This is a genomic window from Vibrio sp. R11-SG3-ISO9 (assembly GCF_059834255.1).
Genome location: NZ_JCBDGU010000015.1, coordinates 80748 through 91783, shown reverse-complemented (window position 1 = coordinate 91783; position 11036 = coordinate 80748). Strand labels below are relative to the sequence as shown.

9 protein-coding genes and 1 pseudogene are annotated in these 11036 nt (G+C 44.4%); 4 read left to right on the top strand and 6 right to left on the bottom strand.

What is annotated here, in order from left to right:
• Positions 1-919, bottom strand: a pseudogene (locus tag AC6R05_RS05665) (IS110 family RNA-guided transposase); the annotation flags it as partial.
• A gap of 582 nt (positions 920-1501) precedes the next feature.
• Between AC6R05_RS05665 and AC6R05_RS05660 the strand changes: the two are divergent.
• The 3 genes from AC6R05_RS05660 (at position 1502) to AC6R05_RS05650 (ending at position 2853) form a co-directional block, all read left to right on the top strand.
• A complete protein-coding gene (locus tag AC6R05_RS05660; protein WP_500646821.1) occupies positions 1502-1951 on the top strand; it encodes a hypothetical protein in 450 nt (149 codons plus the stop codon).
• A 124-nt stretch (positions 1952-2075) separates the two neighbouring features.
• A complete protein-coding gene (locus AC6R05_RS05655) occupies positions 2076-2480 on the top strand; it encodes a hypothetical protein (RefSeq protein WP_500646820.1) in 405 nt (134 codons plus the stop codon).
• A gap of 106 nt (positions 2481-2586) precedes the next feature.
• Positions 2587-2853: a barstar family protein gene (locus tag AC6R05_RS05650; RefSeq protein WP_500646819.1), complete on the top strand. Its 267-nt coding sequence runs from the start codon at positions 2587-2589 to the stop codon at positions 2851-2853.
• A 198-nt stretch (positions 2854-3051) separates the two neighbouring features.
• Here the strand turns inward: AC6R05_RS05650 and AC6R05_RS05645 are convergent, their stop codons facing one another.
• From AC6R05_RS05645 to yccS, 5 genes are all read right to left on the bottom strand, one after another.
• Positions 3052-3975 carry a LysR family transcriptional regulator gene (locus AC6R05_RS05645; RefSeq protein ID WP_500646818.1) on the bottom strand — a complete coding sequence of 308 codons (924 nt, stop codon included), beginning with the start codon at positions 3973-3975 and terminating at the stop codon, positions 3052-3054.
• A gap of 33 nt (positions 3976-4008) precedes the next feature.
• A complete protein-coding gene (locus AC6R05_RS05640) occupies positions 4009-5268 on the bottom strand; it encodes a hydroxymethylglutaryl-CoA reductase (RefSeq protein WP_150897316.1) in 1260 nt (419 codons plus the stop codon).
• A 166-nt stretch (positions 5269-5434) separates the two neighbouring features.
• Positions 5435-5755 carry a hypothetical protein gene (locus AC6R05_RS05635; protein ID WP_500646817.1) on the bottom strand — a complete coding sequence of 107 codons (321 nt, stop codon included), beginning with the start codon at positions 5753-5755 and terminating at the stop codon, positions 5435-5437.
• 310 nt (positions 5756-6065) lie between these two features.
• A complete protein-coding gene (locus AC6R05_RS05630; RefSeq protein WP_172974294.1) occupies positions 6066-6239 on the bottom strand; it encodes a hypothetical protein in 174 nt (57 codons plus the stop codon).
• Positions 6240-6615: 376 nt separating this feature from the next.
• On the bottom strand, positions 6616-8778 hold the full coding sequence (gene yccS, locus AC6R05_RS05625; protein ID WP_032552289.1) for a YccS family putative transporter: 2163 nt from the start codon (positions 8776-8778) through the stop codon (positions 6616-6618).
• Positions 8779-8954: 176 nt separating this feature from the next.
• Between yccS and helD the strand changes: the two genes are divergently transcribed.
• Positions 8955-11030, top strand: a complete 2076-nt coding sequence (helD, locus tag AC6R05_RS05620; RefSeq protein ID WP_500646816.1) for a DNA helicase IV — start codon at positions 8955-8957, stop codon at positions 11028-11030.
• Positions 11031-11036: the final 6 nt, after the last annotated feature.

Here is an 11036-nt window from a genome sequence, read left to right as displayed (position 1 = left end):
CCATTTACTGAGTTTGTCGGATTTAAATTTAGCGCGCCTCAACGCGGCTCTCTCCCCATGTACGAGTAATGAGCGGATGTAGGTGTTGCCTTGTTTTGTTATCCCAAGAAGAATGATTTTGTCGCCGCTTGTTTCTTGTTTGGGTACTAGCCCCATCGCAGCGGATGCATCTCTGCCTGTTCTGAACTGTTGTCCAGAACCAAGCCATACTGCAACGGCTTGACTGGTAAGGGGGCCAAAGCCAGGAATAGACATGAGTCGCTTTGTGTTTTCGAACTGCTTGGCGGTTTGGTTAAGTTTATCGTCGAACCATTTGACCTGTTCGTCGATGTATAAATATCGTTCGTATTGATGCGACAACAGCTCTCTCAATATATAAGACAGTTGGTTTTCATCGTTCTCGAGTATTTCGGGTATGGCTTTTCTGAAGGCTGTGGCTCCTTTGGGCATGATGATGGCGTATTCAGAGATAAGGCCACGCACTTGATTAACGATACGAGTTCTTTCAGTGACGAGTAGACGTCTCATTCGAATAAGAGATTGGATGGCTTGTTGTTCGAGGGATTTTATGGGCACAAAGCGAGTTGAGGATCGTTGAACAGCTTCGCAAATAGCAACAGCATCATTAAGGTCGTTCTTTCCCTTAGTTCGATAAGGAATTACGTATCTAACAGCCATAATGTGGGCGTCATGACCCAGTTTATTGAGTGTTCTAGCCCAATAATGTGCACCACCACATGCTTCAACGCATGAGTGGCATATTTGCTATTGTAGTCAATAGTTTAGAGCGTGCTACTGACTTATGAAGTATGACTTTACCATTTTGGTCTTCGGCATGAAGGTTAAAGTGGTTTTTAGCTAGATCGATACCGAAAAAAAAAGAATAATCAGACGTGGTGCCTCCAACGCATTTAAGCACCACATAAGAGTGGCAGATCCTCGGTAGGGGGAATCCATGTCATTCGTTATGTGCATGGGGCTGAAAATCATTTCTGTATTTTTGATAAGCCATCAATTAAGATGGCTTAGGTCTAAAAATCTAGTCTATTTGTTTGGCGACGATCAGCCTAGATATTTTAAAGTGATACTAACTAGCGTTAGTAAGCAAATTGCGACTTCGATTAAATCGTTTAGCAATATGACCTCCTATTATTGTAGGTGAAGAAGCCACTAATGCTGACGTAACTAGTTCACATTAGTGGTTTTTTTATATCTGGGACTTATCATATCGGATGATTTGGGGTGTTTCAATAGCGGGTTCTTTCTAACTATCTGTTTTGCAAGCATTTTTTGCATGCTTTTGATAGGGTTTCTATATTTATCAATGACTAAGAATAACTCAAAAATGTGACGCAAATCACACAACAAGCTGTTTGAGAGTGATTCGTAACGCGTGGCATTTTTACCATGCGTTGATTTTAGCGATTAAGGTGGTATGCGGAAGCATCGTACTGCGTTGCTCACCACTTAAGCGGGCGTTAGGTCACAATGGAGTAAAACGATGCAGTTAGAGTCGTTAAACTATGATGTGTTGGTATCAAAAGGGATAAATCGGAAATTTGCGGAAATACTCTCAAACCCGAAAGAGTTTCATGAAGACCTTACTATTCACGTTAGCGAGATAAGCTGGGATTATTTTATTCCTGATAATGTAACAGATGTAGTTCCTTTATGGGGGCAAAATGCGGACTGTTATGTTCGGTGGCTTCGTAATGGTAAAGAAGAATATGTACTGCTATTTCATGATGATCCTGAATGGTCCCTTGTCGCGACTTCAGAACAAGGGATAATGGCTGTGCTTTGGAGCAGTTGGGCAGAGTTTCAAGAAAATGATAGCGATATTTGTATTTTTGCTAATGCCTTGGGATTTAAATATTGTTTTGAAGCTTTACAAGAATGGGAAACCGATTATGACCAGTTTCAAGAATGGATGCTAAATCTGAAAGAGTGACCTAACAAGGCCATCAAGTGTGACGCTTTACACTCGGTAGTTTTGGTTGGAAGTTCAGTTGGCTTGGTGAGTTTAGTGGGGCACACCTTATGGCTGGCGCTATATCCCATAAAGGAATTCTAGTATGAGCTATGATTTAGGCTTCTTTTCCATAAAAGAAGGTGCTACAACGGCGGAAGTTAGAGCAGTTTATCTAAGTAGCTGCGAAGGTTCGGCTCCCTCATGGCCGCAGTCAGAGACGCTTAAGTCATTCATATCGGCCTTAGAATATGAATATCCATGCATTGACACTCTCTCCGATGATGAAGTGGATGGTAGTCCTTGGTCATGCGACTTCGATAAAGGTGAAGGTTACATAATCGTGAGCATGGTTTTTAACCGTGCATCTGAGGTAGGTAATTTCGTCTGGAGTTTGCTCGAACAACATGAACTTATCGTTTTTGATCCTCAAGCAAATAAAGCTTATATAGGTAACAATGAGCTTCCAGAAAGTCAGGAAACTAAAAAATGGTGGCAACTCTGGAAGTAAGAGTTAACAAGGCCAGCCAGAAGGTCCAAAAATCGCCGCTTCGCTCTGTTTTTTCGGCCCCTGCTGGCGGCGCTATAGCGCAGCGGTATTTATCAGAAGAGGGATTATGCGAATTGATTTGATAATGATCGAGAACGAAAGTCAACTTCATGAATTGATGGCTAATTGCTTTGGTTTTCCAGATTACTATGGAAAAAACTGGGATGCTTTTTGGGATTGCCTTTGTGATTCGGATTTGCCTAAAGTCATAGAGTTTGTAGGCTCTAATCATCTGAAGTCTGCTCTCCCTGAGAGTTTCGAATCTTTAAAAAATTGTTTTGATGATTTGAGTCGAGAGCATCCAAAGATAGGTATCAGAGTAGACTGGGACTAATGCGCTATAACAACCATTTAAGGCTTCAAGATACTTTTTCTAATCCATATCGAGCGCGTTAGCCCTAATACTCTAAAGCGTTTCTGCCCAAGAATTTGTTTCATCAGGCGTGGTACTTTCCCCAACAAACGTTCAATCATTAATGCAAACGTTGCGAACTTTATTGTCAGAGTTTCGATCTTAGTTGTTCACCGAAGTTCAAAACGGTTTCTCTGGCGTGATGAACTGATCACATAGCCATTTCATTGCTTGATCATTCATGTTTGGTCGATTCCATACCAAGCTGTACGCGACTTTTCCATAATCGAAAGGCAATGGCTTCGCGATGAGCCCTTTGGCTTGTAGGGCTTTCTGCGACCATAGCTTTGAACAGGTAAACAAGTATGGCGTTTGATGGCAAAGCACGGCGGCTGAGCCAAAGTCAGCTACTGAAATAGCGACGTCACGAGGTTTGTGGCATTGAACCAAATTCTGCTCAAAGAAGGGCTGTGAAAGCTCGTTATCAAAGATCCCGATGTGTTTGTAGCTGAGGTAGTCTTCGATAGTCAGCGTTGTATTGGCGAGAGGATGATCAGCCCCCATCAAACATACCATCTCATCAGATAGGATGGTCTTCCATACCAACTCTTTGTTTTCTGTCGGAGGCTGTGAAATATCGTGAGGCAGTAAAATCGCATTCACTTTGCCGCTCAAAAGCGAGTCAAAACCGAATTGCTGCTTCGAGTACACCTTTAGCGCTGCATTAGGGGCTAACTGAGTGGTTATCTGACTGATGGTTGGAGAAAACACCTCAAAGGTGCTCTCACGCATCGATAAGGTGAAGCTGCCTTGGTAAGTCTCTGGAACGAAGCTCTTTTGATGCAGAAGGCCGTTCATACTCGATAAAATGGCATGTACGGTTGGTGCGATTTGGTGCGCAAACGGAGTAGGGATGAGCTTGGTACCATCGCGGTAGAAAAGCTCATCATCAACAATCTCTCTAAGCTGAGATAGTGTCTTACTGACGCTGGATGGCGTTACATACAACTGTTCCGCAGTTTGGGTCACGCTATGAGTATTGAGCATAACGTGAAGAACAGTAAGGTGTTTAAGGCTAACGCGCGATAGGTGGAGATAATCCATCTCTACTCCAGAATCAAAGAACGAGTCTGGATTCTAACGTGCTAGCTTGTGATGAGCACGCGAAAAGTGACCTGCACAGAAAGCACCGACAATAGAAAGTTCGCCCGCCAAACAGAGCGCTGCACATACTTCCGCCAACGCTTGCGATTTGCCGTTGCCGTGTAGCCCTAACAAGTCCAGACACGCTTTTTGGCTTGGCAAACCCGTACCACCACCTACAGTGCCGAGCATCAAGTTCGGAAGGGTGACACTAGCGTACAAGCCGCCTTCTTTGTTGAGTTCCATACGAGTCATACCAATAGCCGACTCAGCCACACATGCCGCATCTTGGCCGCAAGCGATATAGAGCGCAGCCAGGGCATTCGCATAATGGGCATTGATACCAATGGTACCGCTCAGTGCGCCGCCAACAGTGGTCATCTGTCCAAACTGAACCATTTTCTCTGGGGTTGTATGGAGATACTTCTCGACCAACTCCGCAGGAATATTCACTTCTGCTGTCACCTTTTTACCACGCACACTGCGCAGCGTCTGTGTATTGGCTTTTTTGTCGCCAGATAGATTACCGTCAAGAAACGCATGGTCAGGTTTCACGGGTGTATGTTCAATGATGTACTCGAACACGGCATTAGTGGCAATCGTCACCATGTTTTGACCAGAGGCGTCGCCCGTCAAAAACTCAAACACAAGGTAAACGTGATTGCCTTCGATGTTGCAACTGATGTCAGTGAGTTTGCCGTGCGATGTCGTAGATTCTGCAAGCGCTTTAAAGTGATCGTATTGCGTCACTACCCATGCAACGAATTGACCAGCTTGCGCCAAGTTCTCGAAGGCAAAACCAGGAGTGCGAGTTACACCTTCGTTGAGCAGCATCGCACTTGCACCACCACAAGCAGAAATGAGCTTAGAACCACGGTTATACGAAGCAACGAGCGCGGCTTCTGTGGTCGCCAATGGCACCAAATAATCGCCTTCAGCAAACAGACCGTTTACACGCAGTGGACCAGAAATACCGACAGGTACTTTAACGGTGCCAATGAAGTGTTCGATGTTTTTTTCGTAGGCAGAAAATTGCGAAAGGGTATGAGCGTCAAGCAGCTCAGCTTGGCTTTCTGCATTATCAAGGGCTGTCCAACGGCGGGTAAGGTTTTTCTCAGTCAAGTAAGGGCTTGGAGTCAGCTTTTTACTTGGCTTGTCGAAATGGGGTTGAAGCTTTTGTTCTAATTCTTCTGCGGTGATATCGCCACCTAAGATTGAAACATAGTCGCGACGGTGCAGGTTGAGTTTTGGCATAATTATTATTGGTACAGTTGGAACAGCAAGAGATATTTTGCGCTGATTCTACCGAGTAATGAGGGAGAAACAAGCGTCAGATATAATGAGTTACAGTTTGTGCAGCAATCGACAAAGAAACGCGAGGCTTTGTTCAGAGATTATGAGCAAGCTGTTAATCGCCATATTAGATGTGAATGTCTAACAGGCTTCCAATGGCTTCGTTCTGGCGCTCGATGACAGAAGCGCCCACGCGATTGTAACTGGCGCTTTGTGTGAGTTTCACTAGCGCATCGCTGTGAGAAGGCATTGGTTCACTCACGGATTCTTTTTGAAGTGGGTCTGCAGTAGGGAGTTGATTAAAGCTGAGGTCGCTTTTAGGTGCCATTTCTTGCTCTAACTGAGGTTCATTCTGAGCAAGCCGATTCAGCTCCACAGCCGCTTCTTCCGCCATGTTGGCAGACTGCTGCATGATTGCGTAACCAGAATGTATACCTGAAATGGACATTCATTGACCTCATTAAATTCCTAACTTGAGTTTAGGTTGGCTAAATATTGAACGCAAGGGAAATGTGTGATCTATGAGTAGGTTAATTGTAACTAAGTGGTCGTTAGGGGAAAGATATAGGAAATTCTGTGCTGGTTGGTATGTACTAAGAAATCCATCCATTAAACTATTGAAGAGATAATAAAAGGGCTGATTTGTGGAGACGTGTGAGTGAACTGCTATATTGATAAGTTGTCAGGCGTGGTAAGAAGACGAACGCTTGAAAGTAGATCAGTAGTGAAGATAAGGGAGCTGTTTAGTCGATTTTATATTAACTAAACAGCTCGCTTAGTGCTTTCATTTCTTCGTCCGTAAGCAAAGGTTGTTGCTTGTTGTCGACTTTACTGTCGATTGTCTCGTCTATTTCACCTTGAAGAGCGATAAGCTGTTGATTGCTCAGTAGATGAATCTGCTGTTTTAGAGCTTCAAATTGTAGTGCGTTCATGATACGGCCTTACGACATCTGTTACGCTACTGTAAGCATAGTACTCTAGTAGCATAGATCCAGTAAAATGATAGGAAAATCACTAAATATTTTGTGATTCCAATTTATAAGACAACTATAAGTTTATGTGACCAATTTTTGTCCGAGAAATGTCAGGCAAAGTTAGTGCTCGGTCAATCAAAGTCAGAGGATTTTAGTAATGTAAATTTCGATGGTGCCAGCAATGACGGGGCTTGGTAGGGTTGGTTTCGTAAGTTGTTGATTTATATGGTATGGCATTGAGAGTAAAAAGATAGCTCAAGATGGATGAATTTTGAGCTGTCTTTTTGTTTGTTATAGGCTTTGTTTTTGTATGGTTTTTTAGCGTTCTATTGAACTATTTATTGAACGTTACTTTAACCGCAAACTTAGTTGCCAAGGTATGCAATTCAGGCAGCATTCGATAGATAAGGTGGAGTTGTTGCAACACCATCCTGACAGAACTTTCGTCTTCTTCGCGCCATTCACTCAAACGATTATCCAATTCAGGGTCGTAGCTATTTTTGATTTCACACTGTTCACTATGACTATGAAGCTGAGAGTACAGCGCATCTAAGTGCTCGTGAATTACACGATGTGCGTCTAACACTAGCTTGTGAGTCGCTTCATCATCAATACGCGTTCTGTGCGCGCCTAATGCGGAGATGTAGCTAAGTAGAGCATGGTTGAGAGTCAGGAAACGAAAACTCTCATCGACTGAGGTTCGATATTTGCCGGGCTCTACCAACATGCTACTGATTGCCACTGTTAAGTTGGCATCGTTGTTGTGGGCGCTACGACGAGCGATACGATAGCTGAGACTGTCTTTCTTGCCGATACGATATTGCCCAATGATCTGCGCCAGATAGGACTTGTTGGCGTCTAGCGCATCGGCCATCACTTTATGCAAACGCTTAGACTGCCAATCCGGGAACAGGTAAACAACCGCAAGTACGGCCAATGCACAGCCAATAAAGGTATCCGCAAGTCGAGGCAGAACCACGGCATAGCCTTCACCGAGTTGATTGAAACAGAACAGTACCAATAGCGTGATGAATCCGGTGGCAAACCCGTAGTTGTTAATACGGAAAGCAAAGAACATTACACCGCTGACCACGATAAACACCAGTTGGCTCTCTTGAGAAGGGAAGAAAGTCAGCAGTGGGACACCAATCAACAGGCCGGCCACGGTACCAATCACACGCGCAGTGAGCTTTTGACGAGTCGCACTGTAGTTTGGCTGACACACAAAAAGAGTCGTTAGCAAGATCCAGTAACCTCGCTCAATCTCGAAGCCCTGAATGATTCCATAACCCAACGTTAGCGTCACCGCCATACGTATAGCGTGACGAAATAGCATCGAATCCTTGTTTAGGTTGGCGCGAATTCTATGCCACATAGCCTTTAGAGTGTGAGGGTTGGTGTCATCCAACACATCTTCTTCAAGCTTCTCGGCATCTGGGTTATTGATGTTTGATAGCTGCTTTTCTACCGTCGCTAAGTTGTTAAATAGGAAATCGAGCTGACTAAGTAGTGGTTTCCATTCCGGACGGTTTTGTTGATGAAGGTGGTTTAAAGAAGACATCAACTCATCTAAAGCCAGTACTGACTTGTCACTGTGTTGATATTCCGCACCAACTTTTAAAGAACTCGCGATCTCATGACAGGCTTTTGCTTGTGCCTCTAGTAGGTATTTGAAGCGGAACAATACATCCGAGCGTTCAAAGTGTTTCGCCAGCTCTTGATAGCGATAATGGGTGGAGCTGACACGCTCATGAATATCTTGGGCGATAAAATAGGTATTAAGAAAGCGGTCGCTTGGTCCATCAATGTGGCCTCGCTTAGAGCGATTCAGCAGCGTGGCTTTACACATATTGAGGGCATTAACTGTGCTTGCGTTGAGTTTCGCTTCAATAATGCGGTGTGGTTGAGGGACTAGGTCAGTCACTGGATAGAATAGCTCTGCCTTGGACTCCATGTAGTTGCCAATCTGGTCAAAAACGGTCGCAAGGTTCTGTTGTACAGGTTGCATTGGCCAAACGATTTGCCAAATCATAGACATAAAGTAGTACCAAGCCGCACCGGTTAACAGTAGCAATGGTTGGAACCACAAATTGGTGCTTTCGTGTGCACCTAGCATAGTGTAGATGGCCACAAGCAGGGAGCCAAAAGCGATGCTGGCGTATTTAGGACCAATGGCACCAAGCATGATGAATGCGAATGTCGACGTGAACAAGCCAATCGCGAATAGCCATGGCGTTTCGAAAAGCAGTTCTATGGAAAAAGCAGCAATGGCAAAACAGATAAAGGTTAATGTGAGTGCTTTGAGCCTTCCGGTAAAGCTATCGTCACTTTCAGCCAATGCGGCGGCAATAACGCCAAGAATGAGAGGGGTGATTAACGTATTTTGCTCGTAGTACCAAGCGGGCACCACAACACCCAATAAGGTGATAAGAATGAGGACGCTGTAATTTATGGTTTTGTTCGCCCAGTAGAGGCGTAAATTATCGGAGAAGTTCACAGTCGCTCGCTATTCAAGCTAAAAACATAATCCTAACAGAAATCAAGCACAAGAATTTGATACTAATTCATAATTAACCCCAGGTGGTCATGAAAACGGCGATAAGAAATGGGATATTATTAATTCTTATTGCAACATGATATAAATTCACTATCTCCCAATTAAGAGCAAGCCCAATGCAGCTAAGCGCAAATAAGACTGCACAGTTTTTTATCCAAAATGAATATCATCAAGTTGAGCTAGATGGCTCACGTTTACTTCTCTCATCTGTTGGTAGCGAGGAGCGTATCCCGTTCACGATATGGAGTGGTAAAGTCGCGATAAAACGCGGTTTGTTTTGGGGATCATTGCAGTTCTTTGCCAATACGCATGAAGGAAAACAACGCAGCTGGTTAGTTCAAGGTTTGCCATGGGATGAGTGCCGCCAGTTTGCTCGCAGCGCGGTGAATGCGTATCAACAGTGGCATGATACTCAATGTGAACAACTGGCAGAGCATGTACCTGAATGGGAAGCCGAGCTAACACGCCTTGAGCAGTTACCTGCTTTCTTACCGCACTCTCAAGTCGATCAATGGGTGAATAAAGTCAATCAAGGCTTAGAGTCGATGGTGATGACCCTTGATGAAGCTGCTCTGCGCATGCCAAAACGAATCGCCCGTCTTTCTCCATGGTTACTCGATACGGAGGAGCAGCAAGCTGAGCGCAACCGACTATGGCTTGATCGCGAACGTCAAAACTGGGAAGTGTTATTTGCGCAGTGTGAGTCTTCGCCACTTAACCTTTCTCAGCAATATGCGGTGTTAATGAACGACGATCATAACTTGATCTTGGCGGGTGCCGGTTCGGGTAAAACCAGTGTTCTTACCGCTCGTGTTGCTTACCTTCTACAGAGCCATCAAGCTCAGGCAGAAGAAATGCTATTGCTGGCGTTTGGTCGTGAGGCCGCTGATGAAATGAAACAGCGCCTAGATAGCAAGATTGGCCTCTCAGCCGAAAAAGTGCAGGTGAAGACATTCCACCAGTTAGGACTCAAGATCCTTAACCACGTTGAGAATGAACCCGTGACTATTTCTCCATTGGCATTGGACAGTAACCAGCGTCAAGCTTGGTGTATCGACTGGTTGAAAAAGCACTGGATGACACCGACTAACTTTAAGCGTTGGCAAAAACACCTCGCTAAATGGCCTATTGCTTACCTGAAAGGCGATGAAGAGCTAGGTAGCCATGTCTCCAACCTCAAGTTAATCGGATGGTTAGAGAAGCAATTAGAGCAGTTAAATAGCTCGGGCTTAACCAAAAAAGAGGTACAGCAACAGCTTATCGATCACCCAGATTATACCCGATTGAATAGCGAGCTCGCGCTTTGCTGGCCGTGTGTGACCGCTTGGCAGAAGAATCTGAAAGAGCAGAATCAAATCGATTTCTCGATGATGATTAGCCGCGCCACTCAATATGTGGAAAAAGGACGATTTATCTCGCCTTGGAAGTTCATCATGATCGACGAGTACCAAGATATCTCTCCAGACCGCTTGGCTCTAGTAGAAGCACTGTGTAATCAAACCAAAGCGGAACATCAAGCGTCTATTTTTGCTGTGGGGGATGACTGGCAATCTATCTATCAGTTTGCTGGTGCGGATGTCGATCTGACTACGGGTTTCAAAGATCGATTTGAAAGTTCGACGATTCATCATTTAGACACAACTTATCGTTTTAATAACCAATTAGGTGCGGTTGCGAATCGATTTGTGCAAGAGAATCCGATTCAACTGCCGAAAGAGCTCAATAGCTTTAAGCAGCAGAAGCAGAAGGCGGTTTATACAGCACCGAGTAAAGATGTTGAGAAGATCCTCGATCAGCTCAACCGCCAAGTAAAAGGAAATGCGACCAAGTCAGTATTGCTGCTAGGGCGCAACCATTATCATAAACCTGAGTTGTTAGCGGATTGGCAGAAGATTTACACGTCACTAGACATGAGTTTTATGACATGCCACGCAAGTAAAGGTAAAGAAGCTGACTTCGTGATCATTCTTTGTGTAGATGAAGGGCAATTCCCAACGAAGAAGAAACAGCTTCATATTGATGGCGCATTAACAGAGTCTTCAGATAATTTCCCTTATGCTGAAGAGAGAAGACTGTTTTACGTCGCAATGACACGAGCAAAGGAAAAAGTCTGGATCACTCACAGCGGTGATGGTTCTGGCTTTGTACAAGAATTGCATCAATCGGATTATCCGGTTGTCCGTAAAAAATAAACCGTA

Excerpts from the sequence above, each read along its gene's own strand:
- AC6R05_RS05660 (WP_500646821.1), top strand. The coding sequence starts at position 1,502 with ATGCAGTTAGAGTCGTTAAACTATGATGTGTTGGTATCAAAAGGGATA.
- AC6R05_RS05655 (WP_500646820.1), top strand. The coding sequence starts at position 2,076 with ATGAGCTATGATTTAGGCTTCTTTTCCATAAAAGAAGGTGCTACAACG.
- AC6R05_RS05650 (WP_500646819.1), top strand. The coding sequence starts at position 2,587 with ATGCGAATTGATTTGATAATGATCGAGAACGAAAGTCAACTTCATGAA.
- AC6R05_RS05645 (WP_500646818.1), bottom strand. The coding sequence starts at position 3,975 with ATGGATTATCTCCACCTATCGCGCGTTAGCCTTAAACACCTTACTGTT.
- AC6R05_RS05640 (WP_150897316.1), bottom strand. The coding sequence starts at position 5,268 with ATGCCAAAACTCAACCTGCACCGTCGCGACTATGTTTCAATCTTAGGT.
- AC6R05_RS05635 (WP_500646817.1), bottom strand. The coding sequence starts at position 5,755 with ATGTCCATTTCAGGTATACATTCTGGTTACGCAATCATGCAGCAGTCT.
- AC6R05_RS05630 (WP_172974294.1), bottom strand. The coding sequence starts at position 6,239 with ATGAACGCACTACAATTTGAAGCTCTAAAACAGCAGATTCATCTACTG.
- helD (WP_500646816.1), top strand. The coding sequence starts at position 8,955 with ATGCAGCTAAGCGCAAATAAGACTGCACAGTTTTTTATCCAAAATGAA.